A 23,833-nucleotide genomic window follows, 5' to 3' on the forward strand; every position below is an offset into this window, starting at 1 on the left:
GCGCCGCCGCCGAAGAATCTTGCCGTTGAACGGACGCGCCGACCCGAGCCCCCGAAAGCGTCTGTATCCGGCTGCCTTTGACTTGTCAAAGTACGCACTATTCAGTAAGATCCGCCGTCTTATTTACAGGCGGCCCCTGAGGCTATAAAGAATGAAAACTTTTACTGCTAAACCGGAAACAGTAAAGCGCGACTGGCTTGTCGTCGACGCTGCTGGTCAGACCCTGGGTCGTCTGGCCACCGAAATCGCGAGCCGTCTGCGTGGCAAGCACAAGCCTGAGTACACTCCTCACGTTGACACCGGCGACTACATCGTCGTAATCAACGCTGAGCAGATCCGTGTTACCGGTGCTAAAACCACTGACAAAATGTACTACTCCCACTCCGGTTTCCCGGGCGGCATCAAGTCGATCAACTTTGAAAAGCTGATCGCCAAGGCCCCTGAGCGCGTGATCGAGACCGCGGTTAAAGGCATGCTGCCTAAAAACCCACTGGGTCGCGACATGTACCGTAAGCTGAAAGTCTATGCGGGCGCTGCACACCCTCATACTGCTCAGCAGCCCCAAGAACTGAAGATTTAACGGAATAGTTCATTATGTCGGCGACTCAAAATTACGGCACTGGCCGTCGCAAGACCGCAACCGCACGCGTTTTCCTGCGTCCGGGTACTGGTAACATCTCCATCAACAACCGCTCCCTGGACACGTTCTTCGGTCGCGAAACTGCCCGCATGGTAGTTCGTCAGCCGCTGGAACTGACTGAGACTGTCGAGAAGTTCGACATCTACGTCACCGTCATCGGTGGTGGTGTAAGTGGTCAAGCTGGCGCAATCCGCCACGGCATCACTCGCGCTCTGATGGACTACGACGAAACCCTGCGTAGCGCTCTGCGCAAAGCTGGCTTCGTTACCCGCGACGCCCGTGAAGTTGAACGTAAGAAAGTTGGTCTGCGTAAAGCGCGTAAGCGTCCGCAGTACTCGAAGCGTTAATTTCGCTTCCACGTTCAAAAAGAACGCCCGATTCCTCACGGAACCGGGCGTTTTTTTATGCGTGCGATTTCTTGAATAATTGCGCTGTGACAACTTGCCACATTCGTAGACCCCCTATACTACAAGGCTTGAGGGCCAGCCCTCCGGGTAATTACCTTGTCAGAATTGGGGGTTTTCATTACCATTCGGCAAAATTTTTATAAGTACATAGTTTCAATTTAGTAGATGCCTGATTTAACAGGCCACAAAGCTGATGGGAGAGGACTGAATGAGCAATGACGGCGTGAATGCAGGCCGGCGTCGCTTCTTGGTAGCAGCCACATCCGTGGTGGGTGCTGCAGGAGCGGTGGGGGCTGCGGTCCCGTTCGTGGGGTCATGGTTTCCCAGTGCCAAGGCGAAGGCTGCCGGAGCACCGGTGAAAGTGAATGTCAGCAAAATCGAGCCAGGGCAGCAGATGATTGCTGAATGGCGCGGCCAGCCGGTGTTCATTGTCCGCCGTACCGAGGAAATCCTGGGGAATCTCAAGAAGATCGAGGGCCAGCTCTCCGATCCGACCTCCAAAAACTCCACGCAACCCACTTATGTCGACCCTGAAGTGCGTTCGATCAAGCCGGAAATCCTCCTGCTGATCGGGATCTGCACTCACCTGGGTTGCTCACCGACCTTCCGTCCCGAAGTGGCACCCGCGGATCTGGGCAAAGACTGGGTAGGCGGCTATTTCTGCCCTTGCCACGGTTCCCACTACGATCTGGCTGGCCGCGTCTACAAGTCGCAACCTGCGCCTTTGAACCTGCCAGTACCCCCGCATTCCTATGAGACCGATGACCTGATTGTCATTGGCGTCGATACGGAGAAAGCGTGATGAGCAAGTTCATGGATTGGGTTGATGCGCGCTTTCCCGCCACCAAGATGTGGGAAGACCATCTCAGCAAGTATTACGCTCCAAAAAACTTCAACTTCTTCTACTTCTTCGGCTCACTGGCGCTGCTCGTTCTGGTCAACCAGATCGTCACCGGTGTCTGGCTGACCATGAGCTACACGCCGTCGGCGGAAGAAGCGTTCGCTTCTGTCGAATACATCATGCGCGACGTCGAGTACGGTTCGATCCTGCGCCTGCTGCACTCCACCGGCGCTTCCGCGTTCTTCATCGTGGTCTATCTGCACATGTTCCGTGGCCTGCTCTACGGTTCGTACCAGAAACCGCGCGAGCTGGTGTGGGTCTTCGGCATGCTGATCTACCTGGCGCTGATGGCCGAAGCCTTCATGGGTTACCTGCTGCCGTGGGGCCAGATGTCCTACTGGGGTGCCCAGGTGATCATCTCGCTGTTCGGTGCGATCCCGGTCATCGGCAACGACCTGACCCAGTGGATCCGTGGTGACTACCTGATTTCCGGGATCACCCTGAACCGCTTCTTCGCCCTGCACGTGGTTGCGCTGCCGATCGTGATTCTCGGTCTGGTGGTGCTGCACATCCTGGCGTTGCACGAAGTCGGTTCGAACAACCCGGACGGCGTGGACATCAAGAAGCACAAAGACGAAAACGGTATCCCGCTGGACGGCATCGCCTTCCACCCGTACTACACCGTGAAAGATATCGTCGGCGTCGTGGTGTTCCTGTTCATCTTCTGCTTCATTGTGTTCTTCTTCCCTGAAATGGGCGGTTACTTCCTCGAAAAGCCTAACTTCGAGCAAGCCAACCCGTTCAAGACGCCTGAGCACATTGCACCGGTCTGGTACTTCACACCGTTCTACGCAATCTTGCGTGCGGTCCCTGACAAGCTCATGGGTGTTATCGCCATGGGTGCGGCGATTGCGGTGCTGTTCGTCCTGCCGTGGCTCGACCGCAGCCCGGTCAAGTCGATGCGCTATAAAGGCTGGATGAGCAAGATCTGGCTGGTGGTGTTCTGCATTTCGTTCGTGATCCTCGGCATTCTCGGCGTTCTGGCCCCGACGCCAGGCCGTACGCTGCTGTCGCAGGTCTGCACCTTCCTGTACTTCGCCTACTTCATTCTGATGCCGTTCTACACCAGGCTCGAGAAGACCAAACCGGTTCCGGAAAGGGTGACTGGCTGATGAAAAAGTTATTTTTTGCTCTGATTTTTGCTGCTCTGCCAGTGCTGTCTTTCGCGGCCGAACACGGTGGTCCGGAACTGGAAAAGGTCGACATCGACGTTTCCGACAAGGCTGCCCTGCAGGATGGCGCGCGTACCTTTGCCAACTATTGCATGGGTTGCCACAGTGCCAAGTTCCAGCGTTACGAGCGTGTGGCCGACGACCTCGGCGTTCCGCACGAGCTGATGCTGGAAAAACTGGTGTTCACCGGCGCCAAGATCGGCGATCACATGAACATCGGCATGCAGCCGGCCGACGCCAAGACCTGGTTCGGCGCAGCGCCGCCGGACCTGACGCTGGTGGCTCGTGTTCGCGGCACCGACTGGCTTTACGGTTACCTCAAGTCGTTCTACGAAGATCCTGCGCGTCCATGGGGCGTGAACAACAAGGTCTTCCCGAATGTCGGCATGCCTAACGTGCTGGTCGGCCTGCAAGGTCGTCAGGTCGTGGGTTGCAAACAGGTACAGATCGTCGAAGACGGCAAGAAGCAATATGACCCGCTGACCGGTACGCCTCTGACTCATGAAGCGTGCGATCAGTTGACCATCGTGCCGAAAACCGGAACCCTCAACGAAGAGCAGTTCGATGAGAAGGTCAAGAATCTGGTAACCTTCCTGGCTTACTCGGCTAACCCGGTTAAGCTGCAACATCAGCGCATCGGTACTTACGTCTTGCTGTACCTGGCGTTCTTCTTTGTGTTCGCCTACCTGCTCAAGCGTGAATACTGGAAAGACGTGCACTGATAACGCTTCAAGCAATTGCTGTTAATCGCGCGCGCCCAAGGGCGCCTCTGAAAACGCAACGCCTGGTTCGCCAGCGGTTGCGGGAGGCGCCCTCTGGGCGCGCGCGTTTTTCCGGCTCCGACTATTTCAACAAGCGAGGAGGATCGCCATGGGCGTGACCAATCGGTTGGCCTGTTACTCCGACCCCGCCGACCACTATTCCCACCGAGTGCGCATCGTGCTTGCAGAGAAGGGTGTCAGCGCCGAAATCATTTTTGTGGAGGCTGGTCGTCAGCCGCCTAAACTGATTGAAGTGAACCCTTACGGCAGTCTGCCCACGCTGGTCGATCGTGACCTTGCGTTGTGGGAGTCGACCGTGGTGATGGAATACCTGGATGAGCGTTACCCGCATCCGCCATTGATGCCTGTGTACCCGGTGGCGCGTGCCAACAGCCGTCTGCTGATTCACCGCATTCAGCGCGACTGGTGTGGTCTGGTGGATCTGATTCTGGATTCGCGCACCAAGGAAGCGGCCCGAGCCGTGGCGCGCAAGGAATTGCGCGAAAGCCTGACGGGCGTGTCGCCGCTGTTTGCCGACAAGCCGTTTTTCCTCAGTGAGGAACAAAGTCTGGTGGATTGCTGCCTATTGCCAATACTCTGGCGTTTGCCGATTCTGGGTATAGAACTGCCGCGGCCCGCCAAGCCGCTGCTTGATTATATGGAGCGTCAGTTTGCGCGTGAGGCTTTCCAGGCGAGTCTGTCTGGTGTCGAACGCGACATGCGCTAAGGCTTAAGGAGCCGCTATGAACTCCAGTCGACCTTATCTGGTCCGCGCGCTCTACGAGTGGATTGTGGATAACGATTGCACCCCGCACATGCTGGTCAATTCCGAATACCCGGCGGTGCAGGTGCCACAGGGATTTGCCAGTGACGGGCAGATTGTCCTGAACATTTCGCCAAGTGCCGTGCGGCACTTGCACATGGACAACGACGTTGTGACCTTCGAAGGTCGCTTCGGTGGCGTCCCGCACAGTCTGTACGTGCCGATTGCTGCAATCCTGGGGATCTACGCCCGGGAAAACGGTCAGGGCATGGTGTTCGATCTGGAGTCGCCGATGGACGACGAAGACGAGATCGAACAGGATGACGATGTTCCGCCACCGGACAGCGAGCCGCCGCGCCCAAGCGGCCGGCCAAGCCTGAAAGTGGTGAAGTAATAAAAAAGGCGATCCGGTTGGATCGCCTTTTTTTGTGCCTGCGTTTTGCGGGTCAGTCGATGTATTCGAACAGCTTCACAATCTTCTGTACACCGGAGACGCCCTGAACCAGGTTGGTCGCCTGGGCGGCTTCCTGTTTGGTCAGCAGGCCCAGCAGGTAAACGATGCCGTTCTCGGTCACGACCTTGATGCGCGAGCCGGGAATGCTGGCATCGGCGAGCATCTGGGTCTTGATCTTGGTGGTCAGCCAGGAGTCGTTCTGGCGGGCAACAAAGCCAGAAGGTGCAATCACTTGCAACTCGTTGTGAACCTTCTTCACGCGCTGAACGTTGGCGGCGGCCTGCTCGGCCTTTTCCTTGAGGTCTGCGCGCGGGGTCTGGCCAGCCAGCAAAACGACGCCGTTGAAGCTGGTGACGACGATGTGCGAGTCGTTGTCCAGGGCCGGATCGGCCTTGGCCACGTTGACGCCGACTTTGGTTTCGATCAGCGAGTCATCGATCTTGCTGCCGAAAGTGCGGGTGCCACGATCGTCTTCGATCGGCGCTTCACGGCTGGCATTCACCACCGACGTGCAGCCGCTGATGCCGAGGCACAGGGTCAAGGCCAGAAGGCCAAGGCGATTAGGGGTCATTCTTCACTCCCGAACAGTTGGCTGTCGATCAGATCGCAAAGGCAATGGATCGCCAGCAAGTGGACTTCCTGAATACGTGCAGTGACGTTGGCCGGTACGCGAATCTCGACGTCTTCGGGCAGCAGCAGCGAAGCCATGCCGCCACCATCGCGTCCGGTCAATGCTACGACAATCATTTCGCGATCATGTGCGGCCTGGATCGCCTGAATAATGTTCGCCGAGTTGCCACTGGTCGAAATGGCCAGCAATACGTCACCCGGCTGGCCGAGTGCGCGGATCTGCTTGGAGAACACTTCGTTGTAGCTGTAGTCGTTGGCGATCGAGGTGATGGTCGAGCTGTCGGTGGTCAGCGCGATCGCCGGCAGGCTAGGGCGCTCACGCTCGAAGCGGTTGAGCAGTTCCGAGGAGAAGTGCTGGGCATCGCCGGCCGAGCCGCCGTTACCGCACGAGAGCATTTTCCCTTCGTTGAGCAGGGCGTTGACCATCACCTGGCTGGCTTGCTCGATGTGCGGTGCAAGTACGTCCATCGCCTGTTGCTTGGTGTCGATACTGGCCTGGAAAAGCTGGCGAATTCGGGATTGCATGTCCATCTGTGTGACCTTAATTAGCGCGGCTGTCCGGCACGTGAATGTGCAGCCCGCAAAGCAAAGAGCAAAAGTGTTGAGTGAAAGTGTCCGGGTCGGAGCAGGCGGTCAACTGTCGAACGCATTCTGCAACCAGTTCAGCTGACCCTGATGGCTGTCGATGGCCACCACGTCGAAGCGGCAGGGGGAATTGGCCCAACGCGACTCGCGCTGAAGAAAATACTGTGCGGCGAAAATCAGTTTCTGCCGTTTGCGCCCATCGATGCTGTCGAGTGCGCCACCCCATTGAGTGTTCTTTCGGTAACGGACTTCGACGAATACTACTGTATCGCCATCAAGCATGACCAGATCAAGCTCACCGCGTTTGCATAACCAGTTCTGCGCCAGCAGGCGCAGACCCTGGTGTTGCAGATGCTCGAGCGCCTGGCGCTCGGCATCCTTGCCGCTTTGCAGGTGTGACCTGTCGGGCATCAGCGAGGAGTGTCCGGCAGGCGCTGGATCTGGCCGCTGACGAACTGCGCCCATGGTAACTGACGGACGACGCGCTGGGACTGGGTCATGCCCAGGCTGCCCGACTGACCTTCGATGCGGCTGTCCGGCAGTGCCTTGAGCTGATCCAGGCGTGGCGCCAGACGATAGGCGTCGACGCCCATCGCATACAGACGACCGAGGCTGCCGGCGGCTTGTGGCCATTGCGCGGTGACCTGCTGACGCAGCGGATCGCTGGTTTCCAGCAGCCACGGGGTTTCGCAGAAGCGCACGCCGTTCATGTCGTTGTACTGATTCACGTCGCCGCTGGCGCTGAATACGTGGGAGGTCGCGTACACCGGCACGTCACCGGCGTACTGGAAGTTCAGGGTTGGCTTGATCTGCTGCGCCTGCTGCGGGGTGGCGGCAAGGAAGATGAATTCGATGTCCTGGCGACGCGAAGGCTGGGCGGCAACGTTGGTGCCGGCGGCGTTCTGCAGGCTCTTGGCGCGAGCTTCGCTCTGACGCAGCTGGAACATGTCGGCGATCTGCTGGGCCAGTTGCACTGGCTGATCGACACGTTCGGTGGCGACAATGCTGCCGCCGTTGGCTTGCCAGTCCTGGCTGAACGCGCGCAGCACGCGGTCGCCCCATTCGCCTTTCGGCACCATGATGGCGGCGCGATGCAGGCCGTCGGCACGGGCGCGGCGGGAGACTTCGCGGGCCTCGTCTTCAGCGGCCAGACCGAACTGGAACAGCTGCGCCGGGCCTTGATTGCCTTCGCTGTAGTTCAGGGCGAGGGTGGTGATCGGAAGTTGCGGACGGGTGCTCAGCTGTTTGACCAGCGGCTTCTCCAGCGGGCCGACAACCAGTTGCACGCCATCGGCCTGGGCCTTGCGGTAGAACTCGTCGAGGTTGGTCAGTTTCGAGCTGTCGTAGAACTCGATGGCCGGCGGTTTTTGGCCGGCTTGCTGAGCCTGATAGTGCGCGGCCATGAAGCCGTCACGCAGGGCCTTGCCGACCGAGGCCAGTTGGCCTTCCTGTGGCAACAGCAGGGCGATCTTGCTCAGAGGCTGGCTGGCCAGTTCCTTGAGTTTGGTCAGGGGCAGCGGCAGGTTGATTGCGGCCGGATGCTTCGGATGCTGGTTGCGCCAGTTGTCGATGGCGGCTTGCTGCTGTTCCAGGGTGCCGGCGGTTTTCACGGCCAGGGCCAGGCTCATCCAGCCGCCGAGGTCATCGGTGGTGTTCGCTTGCAGTTGATCGGCGGGCAGCGACGCAATCAGGGTCCAGATCGCTTCGTGGTTCTTGCTGGCGGCTTCGCCTTCCAGCATCGGCGCGATGAAGATGCGCTCGCGTGCGGCAGCCAGGGTCTGGCCGTCGGCTTCAAGGGCGCGGGCGTGAACGGTGCCGGCGCGAACTTGCAGTGGTACCGACATTTCACTCAGGCGTTGCAGGCTTGGATGGCTCAGGGCAGTCAGCGCGGCTTTCGGCTGGTTGCGGGTCATGGCCAGTTCGGCAGACAGGGTGCTGGCAAATGCCTGCTGGCCCGGCTGGAGTTGTTCCATCGGCACTTGCTGCAGGATTTGCGCGGACTGTCCGGCATTGCCCTGGCGGTACGCCATGTCTGCCGCACTCAGGCGCAGCAGCGCAGCCTTGTCCGGCGATTTGGCCTGGGCAGCCTGTTCGAGCAGTTGCTCGATGGTGGCATCCGGGGTCCGTGGAAGTTCGCCAAGGCTGGAGGAAGGGGAGCTGGCGCAAGCCGCCAGCAAGGCAGCGAGGCAGAGGGCAGTGAACAGCCGCAGGCAAGCGATCATGTAAGTGTTCCTGATACTCGATCAAATTAGCGTCGAATTGTACCCAAGCACTGGCCGGGGCGCGATGTTACTGGCGTGAAACCGTCAATTTAGCTGATACAAAGAGTGCGCAGCCTCACAATGGTGCGACAAACCGTGTCCGACCCGGACGCATCGACCGGCGCGCGACGCGCTACAATGGTGGTTTTTACCGATCATGAGGTGTGCGCTTTGACTGCTCCAGGTCCTTTGAATTCCGCTGCGGGCTCGCTTTATGTGGTGGCGACGCCCATCGGCAACCTGGATGACATCAGCGCCCGCGCGTTGAAGGTCCTGCGCGAGGTGGCGCTGATCGCCGCCGAAGATACGCGTCACTCCCAGCGCCTGATGCAGCACTTCGGCATCTCCACACCGCTGGCCGCCTGTCACGAACACAACGAGCGGGACGAAGGCAGTCGCTTCATTACCCGTCTGTTGGCGGGCGACAACGTCGCACTGATTTCCGATGCCGGTACACCGCTGATTTCCGATCCGGGTTATCACCTGGTGCGTCAGGCCCGTGCCGCCGGGATCAATGTGGTGCCGGTGCCGGGTGCATGCGCGTTGATCGCAGCGTTGTCGGCTGCCGGTCTGCCGTCCGACCGTTTTATCTTCGAAGGCTTTCTGCCGGCCAAGGCTGTGGGGCGCAAGGCGCGCCTGGAAGCTATCAAGGAAGAACCGCGCACGCTGATTTTCTACGAGGCGCCGCATCGCATTCTGGAATGCTTGCAGGATATGGAGGCGGTGTTCGGCGCAGATCGTCCGGCATTGCTCGCTCGTGAAATCACCAAGACCTTTGAAACACTCAAGGGATTGCCGCTGAGCGAGTTGCGGGCCTTCGTCGAGGCCGACAGCAATCAGCAGCGTGGCGAGTGCGTTGTGGTGGTGGCGGGCTGGACCGCGCCGGAGTCCGAAGACGCTGTCAGCAGCGAGGCGATGCGCATCCTTAACCTGTTGCTGGAAGAGATGCCGCTCAAGCGTGCGGCGGCTCTGGCGGCGCAAATCACCGGTGAGCGCAAAAACGTGCTGTATCAGGTGGCGCTGGATCAGCAAAAAGACGCGTAACCCGTCGCGCAGACCGGTTTGCGGGCTATTAGCGCTTGTTCTTCGGCCGCTCTGCCGTTAACCTGCGCGGCGGAGAGTCGATCGGACAGTCGCTGCCCTCTATGAAAATTAGGGGGGGGAGGAAAGTCCGGGCTCCATAGGGCGAAGTGCCAGGTAATGCCTGGGAGGCGTGAGCCTACGGAAAGTGCCACAGAAAATAACCGCCTAAGCGCTTCGGCGCCGGTAAGGGTGAAAAGGTGCGGTAAGAGCGCACCGCACGTCTGGCAACAGTTCGTGGCTAGGTAAACCCCACTTGGAGCAAGACCAAATAGGGTCCCAAGGCGTGGCCCGCGCTGGGACCGGGTAGGTTGCTAAAGATGTCCAGTGATGGCCATCGTAGACGAATGACTGTTCAAGACAGAACCCGGCTTACAGATCGACTCTCCACCTTTTTCTTTTCCCTGCTTGAATTAAAGGCGACAGGGCTGTTTATTATCAGCAGGCCTGCGCTGGAAACCGGCAGCGGCAAACGCAGTAATAGCCATTTCCCACCTTGCTTCAATCAACAGCAGAAGCGCTTTTGTAATACCGAAAAAATCTTACTCTTAACAAATTACTTTAACTTTCGAGCGCAGCTTTCAGTGCTGCTTCAAGTTATTGGATAAAAGCATCCGCCAGATTCTCGTTGCTCCTCCTTTTATGCTCCTAAATCTCCGTTCTGTAAGGGTTTTCCTTTAATCCGCGCCTTGACGGTGTGGTGGGCGCATTCCTATAGTGTGCGCAAGTGGCGGAAAGTGGCATGAAGTGGGTTTTTTGAGCTCAAAACGATAAAAATTGGAGAAACGCAGACGTGTTTCGCGGAGCTAACGCTATCAGTCTCGACGCAAAGGGCCGTCTCGCCATGCCGAGCCGGTACCGTGACGAGCTCGATTCGCGCAGTTCCGGCCAGTTGATCGTGACCATTGATGCCGTTGATCCATGTTTGTGTGTCTACCCGCTCGATGAGTGGGAAATTATTGAAACCAAGTTGCGCGCGCTTCCTTCGCTTCGCGAAGAGAACCGTCGTCTGCAACGTTTATTGATTGGTAATGCCGTTGACCTCGAGCTCGACGGCAGTGGTCGTTTCCTGGTGCCGCCGCGCCTGCGCGAGTACGCGAAGCTCGACAAGCGCGCGATGCTGGTGGGCCAACTGAACAAGTTCCAACTGTGGGACGAAGATGCCTGGAACGCGGTTTCTGCCGCTGACCTGGCTGCCATACAACAACCGGGCGCCATGCCTGACGAACTGCGTGATCTGATCCTGTGACTATTGATAGCGGCTTTAACCACATCACCGTACTGCTTGACGAAGCCGTCGAGGCTCTCGCCGTACGTCCTGATGGCTGCTATCTGGACGGCACGTTCGGGCGCGGCGGGCACAGCCGGTTGATCCTGAGCAAGCTCGGGCCGGATGGTCGGCTCATCGGATTCGACAAGGATCCTCAAGCGATTGCCACCGGGCAAACGCTAGCGGCCGAAGACGGCCGCTTTGTCGTTGTGCAGCGCAGCTTTGCCGAGCTCGGTTCGGTCGTTGCCGAACAGGGTCTGGCCGGCAAGGTCAGCGGCATTCTGCTGGATCTGGGCGTGTCTTCGCCGCAGCTCGATGATGCCGAGCGCGGCTTCAGCTTCCTCAACGACGGCCCGCTGGACATGCGCATGGATCCGTCCCGTGGCATCAGCGCAGCCGAGTTCGTCAATACCGCGCCTGTGGAAGAAATCGCCCGTGTTTTCAAGGAATACGGCGAAGAACGTTTCTCCGGTCGCATGGCCCGTGCCGTGGCCGAGCGCCGTGACATCACGCCGTTCGAGCGCACCGCTGATCTGGCCGAAGTCCTGAAAGTCGCCAACCCGGCGTGGGAAAAGGGCAAAAACCCGGCAACCCGCGCTTTCCAGGGCCTGCGCATTCACGTCAACAACGAACTGGGCGATCTGGAAGCGGGTCTTGAAGCCGCGCTCGAATGCCTGGAAGTGGGCGGCCGTCTGGTCGTGATCAGCTTCCACTCGCTGGAAGACCGTATCGTCAAACTGTTCATGCGCAAGCTGGTGAAAGGCGAAGCCGACAACCTGCCACGCAACCTGCCGGTTCGCCACGTTGCGTTCGAACCGAAAATCAAAGTCCATGGCAAAGCGCAGACGGCCTCCGACGCCGAACTCAAAGCCAACCCACGTTCCCGTAGCGCCGTCATGCGCGTCGCGGAGAAGCTGCGGTGAGCAAGCTTTTCGCCAAGCCACTGCCCGGCGGCAGCTTTTTCATGCTGCTGCTGTTCATCGGCGTGCTCGTGTCGGCCATCGGCGTGTCTTACAGCGCCCACTGGAACCGGCAGTTGCTCAACACCCTGTACAACGAATTGAGCGTGCGCGACAAGGCGCAGGCCGAGTGGGGGCGCCTGATTCTGGAGCAAAGCACCTGGACCGCCCATAGCCGGATCGAAGTGCTGGCCACCGAACAATTGAAGATGCACATCCCAGGCGCGGCTGACGTGAAGATGGTGGCGCCATGATGAAACTCGAAGGCGCACTGTTCCCATGGCGCTTCCGTCTGATGGTGGCACTGCTCGGCGTGATGGTCGCGGCGATCTGCTGGCGCATCATCGACCTGCAAGTAGTTGACCGTGACTTCCTCAAAGGCCAGGGCGACGCGCGCAGTCTTCGGCACATTCCGATTCCGGCTCACCGTGGTCTGATCACCGACCGTAACGGCGAGCCTCTGGCCGTGAGTACCCCGGTGACCACGCTCTGGGCGAACGCCAAGGAAATGCAGACCGCCAAAGAGAAGTGGCCGGCACTGGCCGCCGCGCTGGGGCAGGATCCGAAAGCCCTGGCCGAACGTCTCGAAGCCCAGGCCAACAAAGAATTCATTTATCTGGTGCGCGGGTTGACCCCCGAGCAGGGCCAGGCCGTGCTCGACCTGAAAGTGCCGGGCGTCTACGGCATCGAAGAATTCCGCCGGTTCTATCCGGCCGGTGAAGTGACGGCGCACATGGTCGGGTTCACCGACATCGATGACCACGGTCGTGAAGGCGTCGAACTGGCCTACGATGAATGGCTGGCCGGCGTGCCCGGCAAGCGGCAAGTCATCAAGGATCGGCGCGGACGGCTGATCAAGGATGTCCAGGTCACCAAAAACGCCAAGGCCGGCAAGCCCTTGGCGTTGTCGATTGACCTGCGCCTGCAATATCTGGCCAACCGCGAGCTGCGTAACGCGATCATCGAGAACGGCGCCAAGGCCGGCAGTCTGGTGATCATGGACGTGAAGACCGGCGAGATTCTCGCCATGGTCAACCAGCCGACCTACAACCCGAACAACCGTCGCAACCTGCAACCGGCAATGATGCGTAACCGCGCGATGATCGACGTGTTCGAACCCGGTTCGACCATGAAAGCGATCTCGATGAGCGCCGCGATCGAAACCGGCCGCTGGAAACCGAGCGACACCGTCGAGGTGTATCCGGGCTCCCTGCAGATCGGCAAATATACGATCAAGGACGTATCGAAGACCGAAGGTCCGGTACTCGACCTGACCGGCATTCTGATCAATTCCAGTAACGTCGGCATGAGTAAGGTCGCGTTCGATATCGGCGGCGAAACCATTTTCCGCCTCGCACAGAAAGTCGGCCTCGGCCAGGACACCGGCCTCGGCTTCCCGGGCGAACGTGTCGGCAACCTGCCGAACTACCGCGAGTGGCGCAAGGCCGAGACCGCAACGCTGTCGTACGGCTACGGTATTTCGGTGACTGCGATCCAGCTGGTGCACGCGTTTTCGGCGCTGGCCAACAACGGTCGTCTCGCACCGCTGACCCTGATCAAAACCGACAAGGCGCCGCAGACCACCCAGGTGCTGCCGGAAGCCGTCGCCAAAACCATGCAGGGCATGCTGCAACAAGTGATCGAAGCCCCGCGCGGCGTATTCCGTGCGCAGGTGCCGGCGTATCACGTGGGCGGCAAGTCCGGTACCGCGCGTAAAACGTCGGTCGGCACCAAGGGCTACGCCGAAAACTCTTACCGCTCGCTGTTCGCCGGTTTCGGCCCGATGAGCGATCCACGTTATGCAATCGTCGTGGTGATCGATGAACCGACCAAGGCCGGTTACTTCGGTGGTCTGGTCTCGGCGCCGGTGTTCAGCCGTGTGATGTCGGGCACCCTGCGCCTGATGAACGTCACCCCGGACAACCTGCCGACCACACAACAGGCCAACGCCACCCCGGCCGTTCCGCTGAAAGCCAATGGAGGGCGCGGCTGATGTCTCTGAGTCTGAACAAGATTTTCCCCCACGCCGGCCACGATCTGTTGATCCGTGAACTGGCGCTCGACAGTCGCAACGTACGCGCGGGTGACCTGTTCCTCGCCGTGCCGGGCGGCAAGTTCGATGGTCGTGCGCACATTGCCGACGCCTTGCAGCGCGGTGCTGCTGCCGTGGCCTATGAAGTGGAAGGCGCCACCGTGCTGCCGATCACCGAAGTACCGCTGATTCCGGTCAAGGGCCTGGCAGCGCAGCTGTCGGACATCGCCGGGCGTTTTTACGGTGAGCCGAGTCATCACCTGAATCTGATCGGCGTGACCGGCACCAACGGCAAGACCAGCGTAACCCAACTGGTAGCGCAGGCGCTGGACCTGCTTGGCCAGCATTGCGGCATCGTCGGCACCCTCGGCTCCGGTTTCCATGGCGCGCTGCAAAGCGGCCTGCACACCACGCCGAATCCGATTGTCATGCAAGCGACCCTGGGCGACCTGAAAAAGGCCGGCGCAAAAGCCGTGGCCATGGAAGTTTCGTCCCACGGTCTGGATCAGGGCCGGGTTACCGCGCTGGCGTTCGACGTCGCTGTGATGACTAACCTGTCCCGCGATCACCTCGATTACCACGGCACCATGGAAGCGTACGCCGAGGCCAAGGCCCGGCTGTTCGCCTGGAATGACCTGAAGTGCCGCGTGGTCAACCTCGACGACGATTTCGGCCGGCAACTGGCCGCTGAAAAACGTGAGTCGCGTTTGATCACTTATAGCCTGCTCGACAGCAGCGCCTATCTCTATGTGCGTGAAGCGCAGTTCGATGACCATGGCGTGCGCGCCACGCTGGTGACGCCGCAGGGCGAGCACCATCTGCGCAGCACGCTGCTCGGTCGTTTCAACCTGAGCAACGTACTGGCCGCCGTCGGCGCCTTGCTCGGTCTCGACTACGCGCTCGACGAAATTCTCAAGGTGTTGCCGAAACTCGAAGGCCCGGCCGGGCGCATGCAGCGTCTAGGCGGTGGCACCCAGCCGCTGGTGGTGGTCGATTACGCCCACACCCCGGACGCGCTGGAAAAAGTGCTGACCGCGTTGCGCCCGCACGTCAAAGGCCAGTTGCTGTGCCTGTTCGGCTGCGGTGGTGATCGCGATCGCGGCAAGCGTCCGCTGATGGCCGAAGTGGTTGAGCGTCTGGCCGACCGCGTGCTGGTGACCGATGACAATCCGCGCACCGAAGACCCAGCGGTGATTTTCGATGACATCCGCGCCGGTTTCACGGTTGTGGACAAGGTGACGTTCGTGGCCGGTCGCGGCCAGGCGATCGCGCAAATGATTGCCGGTGCTTCGGCGGATGACGTGATCGTTCTGGCCGGCAAAGGTCACGAGGACTATCAGGAAATCAACGGCGAGCGCCATGCGTTTTCCGATCTGGTCGAGGCTGATCACGCCCTGACCGCGTGGGAGGTGGCCCATGCTTAAGGCCCTGAAACTCAGCCAACTGACCAACGCGCTCGACGCCCGTCTGATCAACGCCGACGCCAGTTTTGACGGCGTGAGCATCGACAGCCGCGCGATCAAGGCTGGCCAACTGTTTATCGCCCTGACCGGCCCGCGTTTCGACGGTCATGACTATCTGAATGAAGTCGCTGCCAAAGGCGCCGTTGCGGCATTGGTCGAGCGCGAAGTCGCCGACAGCACGCTGCCGCAATTGCTGGTCAAGGACACCCGCCAGGCCCTGGGCCAGCTGGGTGCGTTGAACCGTGCCGCGTTCACCAAACCGATCGCGGCCGTTACCGGCTCCAGCGGCAAGACCACGGTCAAGGAAATGCTCGCGAGCATTCTGCGCACGCGCGGCTCGGTGCACGCGACCCGTGGCAACCTGAACAACGACCTCGGCGTACCGTTGACCCTGCTCGAACTCGCCCCGGAACACAGCGCGGCAGTGATCGAACTGGGCGCCTCGCGTCTGGGTGAAATCGCTTACACCGTCGGGCTGACCAAGCCGCACGTAGCGATCCTCAACAACGCTGGAACCGCCCACGTCGGTGAGTTCGGCGGGCCGGAGAAAATCGTCGAAGCCAAGGGCGAAATCATCGAAGGGCTGGCGGCCGACGGCGTCGCCGTGCTGAACCTCGATGACAAGGCGTTTGGCATCTGGAAGACCCGCGCCGGCGCCCGCAAGGTGCTGACGTTTGCCCTGAGCAACACTCAGGCGGATTTTTACGCCAGCGACCTGGCCACCGATGCCCGTGGCTGCCCGGCGTTTAACCTGCACAGTCCTGAAGGTGCGGAACGGGTGCAACTGAACCTGCTCGGCACCCACAACGTCGCCAACGCCATGGCTGCCGCCGCTGCCGCTCACGCTTTGGGCGTGTCGCTGTTCGGCATCGCCACCGGGCTTGGCGCAGTACAACCGGTCAAGGGTCGCACCGTCGCACAACTGGCGAAAAACGGCATGCGCGTGATCGATGACACTTACAACGCGAACCCCACCTCGATGTGCGCGGCCGTTGATATACTCGCCGGCTTTTCCGGCCGCACCGTCCTGGTGCTCGGAGATATCGGCGAGTTGGGCGACTGGGCGGAGCAGGGGCACCGCGACGTGGGCGAATACGCCCGGGGCAAGGTTTCCGCGCTTTACGCCGTCGGGCCGAACATGGTCCACGCCGTGAACGCATTCGGTGAAGAGGCGCATCACTTCGGCACACAAGCCGAACTGATCCAGGCCCTCGGCGCCGAGCAGGACACAAACACCACCATTTTGATCAAGGGTTCGCGCAGCGCAGCGATGGAAAACATCGTTGCGGCCCTGTGCGGGTCCAGTCTGGAGAAACATTAATGCTGCTGCTGCTAGCGGAGTATCTGCAACAGTTCTACAAAGGCTTCGCGGTCTTCCAGTACCTGACCCTGCGCGGGATCCTCGGTGTGCTGACCGCGCTGGTCCTGTCGCTGTGCTACGGCCCGTGGATGATCCGCACCCTGCAGAACCGTCAGATCGGTCAGTCCGTTCGTAACGACGGCCCGCAATCGCACCTGTCCAAATCCGGTACGCCGACCATGGGCGGCGCACTGATCCTGTCTTCGATCGGTGTCAGCACTTTGCTGTGGGCTGACCTGAGCAATCGTTATGTGTGGGTTGTGTTGCTGGTGACCCTGCTGTTCGGCGCCATCGGCTGGGTCGACGACTACCGCAAGGTGATCGAGAAGAACTCCCGTGGTCTGCCAAGCCGCTGGAAATATTTCTGGCAGTCGGTGTTCGGCCTCGGTGCGGCGATCTTCCTTTATATGACTGCCAGCACTCCGGTGGAAACCACCCTGATCCTGCCGATGCTCAAGGACTACAGCATTCCGCTGGGCGCCGGTTTCATCGTGCTGACTTACTTTGTGATCGTCGGTTCGAGCAACGCGGTCAACCTCACCGACGGCCTCGACGGTCTGGCGATCATGCCGACGGTGATGGTCGGCGGTGGCCTGGGCATCTTCTGCTACCTGTCGGGTAACGTGAAATTCGCTGAGTACCTGCTGATCCCTTACGTACCGGGCGCAGGCGAGCTGATCGTGTTCTGCGGCGCATTGATCGGTGCCGGCCTGGGCTTCCTGTGGTTCAACACCTACCCGGCGCAAGTCTTCATGGGTGACGTCGGCGCACTGGCGCTGGGCGCGGCCCTGGGCACCATCGCGGTGATCGTCCGTCAGGAAATCGTCCTGTTCATCATGGGCGGCGTGTTCGTGATGGAAACCCTGTCAGTCGTCATTCAGGTTGCGTCCTTTAAGCTGACCGGTCGCCGTGTGTTCCGCATGGCACCGATTCACCACCACTTTGAACTCAAGGGCTGGCCCGAGCCGCGCGTGATCGTCCGTTTCTGGATCATCACCGTGATTCTCGTGCTGATCGGCCTTGCCACCCTGAAGCTGAGGTAGAACGAGTGTCTCTGATCGCTTCTGACCACTTCCGCATCGTTGTCGGCCTCGGCAAGAGCGGCATGTCCCTGGTTCGCTTCCTGGCGAACCGGGGCGTGGCGTTTGCCGTGGCCGATACGCGGGAAAATCCACCGGAACTGGCCACGCTCCAGCGTGACTATCCGCACGTGGAAGTGCGTTGTGGCGAGCTGGACGTCGAATTCCTGTGCCGTGCCGACGAGCTCTACGTGAGCCCCGGCCTGGCGCTGGCGACCCCGGCCCTGCAAGCCGCGGCGGCCCGTGGCGTGAAGCTGTCCGGCGACATCGAGCTGTTCGCGCGTAACGCGAAGGCGCCGATCGTGGCCATCAGCGGTTCCAACGCAAAAAGCACCGTCACCACCCTGGTCGGCGAGATGGCGGCTGCGGCCGGCAAACGCGTGGCCGTGGGCGGCAACCTCGGTACGCCGGCGCTGGATCTGCTCAGCGATGACGTCGAGCTGTACGTGATGGAGCTGTCGAGCTTCCAGCTGGAAACCACCGACCAGCTCAACGCCGAAGTGGCGACCGTGCTCAACATCAGCGAAGACCACATGGACCGCTACAGCGGTCTGCCGGCCTATCACCTGGCCAAGCACCGGATCTTCCGTGGCGCCAGGCAGTTCGTGGTCAACCGTCAGGATGCGTTGACCCGTCCGCTGATGGGCGAGGGCCAGCCGTGCTGGACCTTCGGCCTGACCAAACCCGATTTCAAGGCATTTGGCCTGCGCGAAGAGAATGGCGAGAAATACTTGGCCTTCGAATTCCAGAACCTGATGCCGGTGCGTGAACTGAAGATTCGCGGTGCCCACAACCAGTCCAACGCCCTGGCGGCGCTGGCGCTCGGCCACGCGGTCGGGCTGCCGTTCGACGCCATGCTGGCAGCGCTGCGCACCTTCGCCGGTCTCGAACACCGTTGCCAGTGGGTGCGTGATCTGGACGGCGTCGGTTACTACAACGATTCCAAAGCCACCAACGTCGGCGCCGCACTGGCTGCCATCGAAGGCCTGGGCGCGGATATCGACGGCAAGGTCGTGCTGATCGCCGGTGGCGACGGCAAGGGTGCCGAATTCAAGGACCTGCGCGATCCTGCGGCGGCCCATTGCCGCGCCGTGATCCTGATGGGTCGCGACTCCGACAAGATCGGCGAAGCGATCGGCGATGCCGTTCCGCTGATTCGCGCGACCACGCTGGTCGATGCGGTCGCACAATGCCGCGCCGCCGCCCAACCGGGTGACGTGGTGCTGCTGTCGCCGGCCTGCGCCAGTTTCGACATGTTCAAGAACTACGAAGACCGTGGTCACCAGTTCGTCCGCGCCGTGGAGGATCTGGCATGAGCTTGAGAAACATCATCAAGCCATACCCGTCGCCGCTGATCACCGGACGCGGGATCGACCTCGACTTCCCGATGCTCGCCGGTTGCCTGGCGTTGCTCGGTCTGGGCCTGATCATGATCGCCTCGGCATCGACAGAAGTCGGCGCGGCGCAGTCGGGCAGTGCTCTGTATTACATGACCCGTCACCTGATCTACGTGGTGCTGGGCCTGGGCGCGTGCGTCGTCACCATGATGATTCCGATCGCCACCTGGCAGCGGCTGGGCTGGCTGATGCTGATCGGTGCGTTCGGTCTGCTGGTGATGGTGATCATCCCGGGGATCGGCCGTGAGGTGAACGGTTCGATGCGCTGGATCGGTTTCAGTTTCTTCAACGTTCAGCCGTCCGAGATCGCCAAGGTATTCGTGGTGATTTACCTGGCCGGTTATCTGGTGCGTCGCCAGAAAGAAGTGCGCGAGAGCTGGATGGGCTTCTTCAAGCCGTTCATCGTGCTGCTGCCGATGGCGGGCCTGTTGCTGATGGAGCCGGACTTCGGTGCCACCGTGGTAATGATGGGCGCGGCGGCGGCGATGCTGTTCCTCGGCGGAGTCGGGCTGTTCCGCTTCTCGCTGATGGTGGTGCTGGCCGTCGGTGCGGTGGTGTTGCTGATTCAAATGCAGCCGTACCGGATGGCGCGTCTGACCAACTTCGCCGACCCGTGGGCCGACCAGTTCGGCGCCGGTTATCAGTTGTCGCAAGCCTTGATCGCATTCGGTCGCGGTGAATGGCTGGGCGTTGGCCTGGGCAACAGCGTGCAGAAGCAGTTCTACCTGCCGGAAGCGCACACCGACTTCGTGTTCTCGGTCTTGGCCGAAGAGCTCGGCGCGGTGGGCTCGCTGTGCACCGTGGCACTGTTCGTGTTCGTGTGTATTCGCGGGATGTACATCGGTCTGTGGGCCGAGAAAGCCAAACAGTTTTTTGCCGCTTATGTTGCCTACGGGCTGTCGTTCCTGTGGATCGGCCAGTTCCTGATCAACATCGGCGTGAACGTCGGCCTGCTGCCGACCAAGGGCCTGACCTTGCCGTTCCTCAGTTATGGCGGCAGTTCCCTGGTGATCTGCTGCGCCTGCCTTGGCTTGTTGCTGAGGATCGAGTGGGAGAGCCGGACCCACCTGGGCAGTGAAGAGATGGAATTCCATGAGAGCGACTTCGCCGAGGAGCCGAACCATGGGCGCTAACGTATTGATCATGGCCGGCGGCACCGGTGGCCACGTGTTCCCGGCGCTGGCCTGTGCCCGCGAATTCCAGGCGCGCGGCTACACCGTGCACTGGCTCGGCACGCCGCGCGGGATCGAAAACGATCTGGTGCCGGCGGCGGGTCTTGAATTGCACCGCATCAACGCCACCGGCCTGCGCGGCAAGGGCAAGCTGTCGTTGCTCAAGGCACCGTTCATGCTGCTGAAATCGGTCTGGCAGGCGCGGGCGATCATTCGCCGCTTGCGTCCGGTGTGCGTGGTCGGATTCGGCGGCTATGTGACCGGTCCCGGTGGTCTTGCCGCCAAACTGGCCGGCGTGCCGGTGATCGTTCATGAGCAGAACGCTGTGGCCGGCACCGCCAATCGGTTGCTGGTGCCGTTCGCCGCCCGGGTGTGTGAAGCCTTCCCCGACACCTTTACCCTGTCGGACAGCCGCCGTACCACCGGTAACCCGGTGCGCAGCGAGCTGTTCCTCGAAACACCGCGCCCGGCCCTGGCCGGACGCAAGGCGCGTTTGCTGATCCTGGGCGGAAGCCTGGGTGCAGAGCCGTTGAACAAGTTGCTGCCTGAAGCCCTGGCACAAGTCGCTGCCGACTTGCGTCCGGAAGTGTTCCATCAGGCTGGCAGAAACCACGATGAAGTGACTGCAGAGCGCTACCGCGCCGCCGGCGTGGATGCGCAGGTGCAGCCGTTCATCAAAGACATGGCCCAGGCCTATGGCTGGGCTGACCTGGTGGTGTGCCGCGCCGGCGCATTGACCATCAGCGAACTGGCCGCCGCCGGTCTGCCCTCGATGCTGGTGCCCTTGCCCCACGCGATCGACGATCACCAGACCCGCAACGCCGATTATTTGGCCCGCGAAGGCGCTGCCTTCCTGATGCCGCAAAGAACGACTGGCGCCGCGGACCTTGCCGCGCGCCTGACAGAGGTCTTGATGCAACCGCAACGACTCGAACAAATGGCCCAAGCGGCCCGCCGTCTGGCAAAACCCGAAGCCACCCGTAGCGTGGTCGATACCTGTCTGGAGGTGGCCCATGGTTGAGAATCAGAAAGCCATGCCGCAACCGGAAATGCGCCGCATCCGTCGCATCCACTTCGTCGGGATCGGCGGCGTGGGCATGTGCGGTATTGCCGAAGTGCTGCTGAACCTGGGCTATGAAGTGTCCGGTTCCGACCTGAAAGCTTCGCCGGTGACCGAGCGCCTGGAATCCTTCGGTGCGCAGATCTTCATCGGCCACCGTGCCGAGAACGCCGCTGCCGCCGATGTGCTGGTGGTGTCGAGCGCCGTCAATACTTCCAACCCGGAAGTGGCGACCGCGCTGGAACGCCGCATCCCGGTGGTGCCGCGTGCCGAAATGCTCGCCGAACTGATGCGCTACCGCCACGGCATCGCCGTCGCCGGTACCCACGGCAAGACCACCACTACCAGCCTGATCGCTTCGGTGTTCGCGGCCGGTGGCCTGGATCCGACCTTCGTCATCGGTGGCCGTCTGAACGCCGCGGGTACCAATGCCCAGCTCGGCACCAGCCGTTACCTGATCGCCGAAGCCGATGAAAGCGACGCAAGCTTCCTGCACCTGCAACCGCTGGTGGCCGTGGTCACCAACATCGACGCCGACCACATGGCGACCTACGACGGCGACTTCAACAAACTGAAGAAAACCTTCGTCGAGTTCCTGCACAACCTGCCGTTCTACGGTCTGGCAGTGGTGTGCCTGGACGACCCGGTGGTGCGTGAAATCCTGCCGCAGGTCAAACGTCCGGTCGTCACCTACGGCTTCAGCGAAGAAGCCGACGTGCGCGCGATCAATGTTCGTCAGCAAGGCATGCAGACCTTCTTCACCGTGCTGCGCCCTGAGCGGGAGCCGCTGGATGTGTCCGTGAACATGCCGGGCAACCACAACGTGCTCAACGCGTTGGCAACCATCTGCATCGCCACCGACGAAGGCGTCAGCGATGAAGCCATCGTCCAGGGCTTGTCCGGGTTCCAGGGTGTCGGCCGACGCTTCCAGGTCTACGGCGAACTGCCGGTGGACGGCGGCAGCGTGATGCTGGTCGACGACTACGGTCACCACCCGACTGAAGTCGCAGCCGTGATCAAAGCCGTGCGCGGTGGCTGGCCGGAGCGCCGTCTGGTGATGGTCTACCAGCCGCACCGTTACAGCCGCACCCGCGACCTGTACGACGATTTCGTCAATGTACTGGCCGACGCCAACGTGCTGTTGCTGATGGAAGTCTATCCGGCCGGCGAAGAGCCGATCCCGGGTGCCGACAGCCGCAAGCTGTGCAACAGCATCCGTCAGCGCGGTCAGCTCGACCCGATCTACATCGAGCGCGGCGTCGACCTGGCGCCGGTGGTCAAGCCGCTGCTGCGTGCCGGCGACATTCTGCTGTGCCAGGGCGCCGGTGATATCGGCGGTCTCGCACCGAAATTGTTGAAAAGCGAGTTGTTCGCCGGTGCCGTGGCGGCATCGGTCGAGGGGAAGTTGAAATGACTGCTGCCTACGCCAATCTGTTCTCCACCATCGCCCCGAAGGATTTCGGCCGTGTGGCCGTGCTGTTCGGTGGCCTGAGTGCCGAGCGTGAAGTTTCGCTGAAGTCCGGCAACGCCGTGCTCACTGCGCTGCAGAGCGCGGGTGTGGACGCGTTCGGCATCGACGTCGGCGCCGACATTCTGCAGCGCCTGCTGAGCGAGAAGATCGACCGCGCGTTCATCATCCTCCACGGTCGCGGCGGTGAAGACGGCAGCATGCAGGGCCTGCTCGAAGTGGCCGGCATTCCGTACACCGGCAGCGGCATCCTGGCTTCGGCACTGGCGATGGACAAACTGCGAACCAAGCAGGTCTGGCACACGCTCGGGATTCCGACGCCGCGTCACGCCGTGCTGCGCAGCGAGGCCGATTGTATTTGCGCAGCGACGGAACTGGGCTTCCCTTTGATCGTCAAACCGGCGCATGAAGGTTCAAGTATCGGGATGGCCAAAGTGAGTTCTGCGTCCGAGTTGATCGACGCATGGAAAGCGGCCAGTACCTACGATTCGCAAGTGTTGGTCGAGCAATGGATCCACGGTCCGGAGTTCACCATCGCCACCCTGCGTGACCAGGTGTTGCCTCCTATCGCCCTGGGTACGCCACACACGTTCTACGACTACGACGCCAAGTACATCGCCAACGATACCCAGTATCGGATTCCGTGCGGGCTCGATGCCGCCAAGGAAAAAGAACTCATGGACCTCACGGCGCAAGCCTGCGAGGCGCTGGGGATCGCCGGTTGGGGCAGGGCGGACGTTATGCAGGACGCCGACGGCAAGTTCTGGTTCCTGGAAGTCAACACCGCTCCCGGCATGACCGATCACAGCCTGGTACCGATGGCGGCGAAAGCGGCCGGTCTGGATTTCCAGCAGCTGGTCCTGGCCATTCTGGCCGCCAGTGTCGATGCCGATGGCAAGAAAGAGGCGCGAGGTTAAGA

General features: G+C 61.0%; 24 protein-coding genes and 1 other RNA gene. 21 read left to right on the forward strand and 4 right to left on the reverse strand.

Annotated features, from left to right (window positions below; translation table 11 throughout):
- Positions 1-151: 151 nt before the first annotated feature.
- From rplM to M5G18_RS28340, 7 genes are all read left to right on the forward strand, one after another.
- Complete coding sequence (gene rplM, locus M5G18_RS28310) at positions 152-580, forward strand: 50S ribosomal protein L13 (protein ID WP_273898712.1); 429 nt, start codon at positions 152-154, stop codon at positions 578-580.
- Between the two features lie 14 nt (positions 581-594).
- Positions 595-987 carry a 30S ribosomal protein S9 gene (rpsI, locus tag M5G18_RS28315; RefSeq protein ID WP_007956794.1) on the forward strand — a complete coding sequence of 131 codons (393 nt, stop codon included), beginning with the start codon at positions 595-597 and terminating at the stop codon, positions 985-987.
- A 268-nt stretch (positions 988-1,255) separates the two neighbouring features.
- The gene (gene petA / locus M5G18_RS28320; protein ID WP_007917031.1) at positions 1,256-1,849 is read left to right on the forward strand and encodes a ubiquinol-cytochrome c reductase iron-sulfur subunit; all 594 of its coding nucleotides are present in this window, start codon (positions 1,256-1,258) and stop codon (positions 1,847-1,849) included.
- On the forward strand, positions 1,849-3,060 hold the full coding sequence (locus tag M5G18_RS28325) for a cytochrome b (protein WP_007956792.1): 1,212 nt from the start codon (positions 1,849-1,851) through the stop codon (positions 3,058-3,060). The genes petA and M5G18_RS28325 overlap by 1 nt, the downstream gene beginning before the upstream one ends.
- A complete protein-coding gene (locus M5G18_RS28330; RefSeq protein ID WP_007956790.1) occupies positions 3,060-3,842 on the forward strand; it encodes a cytochrome c1 in 783 nt (260 codons plus the stop codon). Before M5G18_RS28325 ends, M5G18_RS28330 begins: the two co-directional genes overlap by 1 nt.
- 148 nt (positions 3,843-3,990) lie before the next feature.
- On the forward strand, positions 3,991-4,608 hold the full coding sequence (locus M5G18_RS28335; RefSeq protein ID WP_011335872.1) for a glutathione S-transferase N-terminal domain-containing protein: 618 nt from the start codon (positions 3,991-3,993) through the stop codon (positions 4,606-4,608).
- Between the two features lie 16 nt (positions 4,609-4,624).
- A complete protein-coding gene (locus tag M5G18_RS28340) occupies positions 4,625-5,038 on the forward strand; it encodes a ClpXP protease specificity-enhancing factor (RefSeq protein ID WP_007956787.1) in 414 nt (137 codons plus the stop codon).
- Between the two features lie 52 nt (positions 5,039-5,090).
- Here M5G18_RS28340 and M5G18_RS28345 read toward each other — a convergent pair whose 3' ends face one another.
- The 4 genes from M5G18_RS28345 to M5G18_RS28360 form a co-directional block, all read right to left on the reverse strand.
- Positions 5,091-5,669 (reverse strand): BON domain-containing protein, encoded by a 579-nt coding sequence (locus M5G18_RS28345; RefSeq protein ID WP_007956785.1) that lies wholly within the window; start codon positions 5,667-5,669, stop codon positions 5,091-5,093.
- The gene (locus M5G18_RS28350) at positions 5,666-6,259 is read right to left on the reverse strand and encodes a phosphoheptose isomerase (RefSeq protein WP_007928463.1); all 594 of its coding nucleotides are present in this window, start codon (positions 6,257-6,259) and stop codon (positions 5,666-5,668) included. Before M5G18_RS28350 ends, M5G18_RS28345 begins: the two co-directional genes overlap by 4 nt.
- Positions 6,260-6,361: 102 nt before the next feature.
- A complete protein-coding gene (locus tag M5G18_RS28355) occupies positions 6,362-6,724 on the reverse strand; it encodes a YraN family protein (protein ID WP_007956783.1) in 363 nt (120 codons plus the stop codon).
- Positions 6,724-8,535, reverse strand: coding sequence for a penicillin-binding protein activator (locus M5G18_RS28360; RefSeq protein ID WP_273898725.1), 1,812 nt, complete (start codon positions 8,533-8,535; stop codon positions 6,724-6,726). Before M5G18_RS28360 ends, M5G18_RS28355 begins: the two co-directional genes overlap by 1 nt.
- 177 nt (positions 8,536-8,712) lie before the next feature.
- Here M5G18_RS28360 and rsmI point away from each other — a divergent pair, with 177 nt between their 5' ends.
- The 14 genes from rsmI (at position 8,713) to M5G18_RS28430 (ending at position 23,831) form a co-directional block, all read left to right on the forward strand.
- The gene (gene rsmI / locus M5G18_RS28365) at positions 8,713-9,618 is read left to right on the forward strand and encodes a 16S rRNA (cytidine(1402)-2'-O)-methyltransferase (protein WP_273898796.1); all 906 of its coding nucleotides are present in this window, start codon (positions 8,713-8,715) and stop codon (positions 9,616-9,618) included.
- Between the two features lie 73 nt (positions 9,619-9,691).
- An RNA gene (gene rnpB, locus M5G18_RS28370) (RNase P RNA component class A) lies at positions 9,692-10,045 on the forward strand.
- Between the two features lie 402 nt (positions 10,046-10,447).
- Positions 10,448-10,903 (forward strand): division/cell wall cluster transcriptional repressor MraZ, encoded by a 456-nt coding sequence (mraZ, locus tag M5G18_RS28375; protein WP_007917012.1) that lies wholly within the window; start codon positions 10,448-10,450, stop codon positions 10,901-10,903.
- Entirely contained in the window at positions 10,900-11,847 is a 948-nt protein-coding gene (gene rsmH / locus M5G18_RS28380) for a 16S rRNA (cytosine(1402)-N(4))-methyltransferase RsmH (RefSeq protein ID WP_039766256.1), read from the forward strand. The genes mraZ and rsmH overlap by 4 nt, the downstream gene beginning before the upstream one ends.
- The gene (gene ftsL / locus M5G18_RS28385; protein ID WP_007956777.1) at positions 11,844-12,137 is read left to right on the forward strand and encodes a cell division protein FtsL; all 294 of its coding nucleotides are present in this window, start codon (positions 11,844-11,846) and stop codon (positions 12,135-12,137) included. The genes rsmH and ftsL overlap by 4 nt, the downstream gene beginning before the upstream one ends.
- Positions 12,137-13,876, forward strand: coding sequence for a peptidoglycan D,D-transpeptidase FtsI family protein (locus M5G18_RS28390; protein WP_170929382.1), 1,740 nt, complete (start codon positions 12,137-12,139; stop codon positions 13,874-13,876). Before ftsL ends, M5G18_RS28390 begins: the two co-directional genes overlap by 1 nt.
- The gene (locus tag M5G18_RS28395) at positions 13,876-15,339 is read left to right on the forward strand and encodes a UDP-N-acetylmuramoyl-L-alanyl-D-glutamate--2,6-diaminopimelate ligase (RefSeq protein WP_273898732.1); all 1,464 of its coding nucleotides are present in this window, start codon (positions 13,876-13,878) and stop codon (positions 15,337-15,339) included. The genes M5G18_RS28390 and M5G18_RS28395 overlap by 1 nt, the downstream gene beginning before the upstream one ends.
- Complete coding sequence (locus M5G18_RS28400; protein ID WP_273898733.1) at positions 15,332-16,699, forward strand: UDP-N-acetylmuramoyl-tripeptide--D-alanyl-D-alanine ligase; 1,368 nt, start codon at positions 15,332-15,334, stop codon at positions 16,697-16,699. Before M5G18_RS28395 ends, M5G18_RS28400 begins: the two co-directional genes overlap by 8 nt.
- Complete coding sequence (gene mraY / locus M5G18_RS28405) at positions 16,699-17,781, forward strand: phospho-N-acetylmuramoyl-pentapeptide-transferase (RefSeq protein WP_007956769.1); 1,083 nt, start codon at positions 16,699-16,701, stop codon at positions 17,779-17,781. The genes M5G18_RS28400 and mraY overlap by 1 nt, the downstream gene beginning before the upstream one ends.
- 5 nt (positions 17,782-17,786) lie before the next feature.
- Positions 17,787-19,133 (forward strand): UDP-N-acetylmuramoyl-L-alanine--D-glutamate ligase, encoded by a 1,347-nt coding sequence (gene murD, locus M5G18_RS28410; protein ID WP_273898735.1) that lies wholly within the window; start codon positions 17,787-17,789, stop codon positions 19,131-19,133.
- Positions 19,130-20,347, forward strand: coding sequence for a putative lipid II flippase FtsW (ftsW, locus tag M5G18_RS28415; RefSeq protein WP_007956765.1), 1,218 nt, complete (start codon positions 19,130-19,132; stop codon positions 20,345-20,347). Before murD ends, ftsW begins: the two co-directional genes overlap by 4 nt.
- Positions 20,337-21,407 carry an undecaprenyldiphospho-muramoylpentapeptide beta-N-acetylglucosaminyltransferase gene (gene murG, locus M5G18_RS28420; protein WP_011335863.1) on the forward strand — a complete coding sequence of 357 codons (1,071 nt, stop codon included), beginning with the start codon at positions 20,337-20,339 and terminating at the stop codon, positions 21,405-21,407. The genes ftsW and murG overlap by 11 nt, the downstream gene beginning before the upstream one ends.
- Positions 21,400-22,860 carry a UDP-N-acetylmuramate--L-alanine ligase gene (murC, locus tag M5G18_RS28425; RefSeq protein WP_085606920.1) on the forward strand — a complete coding sequence of 487 codons (1,461 nt, stop codon included), beginning with the start codon at positions 21,400-21,402 and terminating at the stop codon, positions 22,858-22,860. The genes murG and murC overlap by 8 nt, the downstream gene beginning before the upstream one ends.
- A complete protein-coding gene (locus M5G18_RS28430) occupies positions 22,857-23,831 on the forward strand; it encodes a D-alanine--D-alanine ligase (RefSeq protein ID WP_192562352.1) in 975 nt (324 codons plus the stop codon). The genes murC and M5G18_RS28430 overlap by 4 nt, the downstream gene beginning before the upstream one ends.
- Positions 23,832-23,833 lie beyond the last annotated feature (2 nt).

Origin of the sequence: Pseudomonas aphyarum (assembly GCF_028657055.1) — a bacterium.
Lineage (GTDB): Bacteria > Pseudomonadota > Gammaproteobacteria > Pseudomonadales > Pseudomonadaceae > Aquipseudomonas > Aquipseudomonas aphyarum.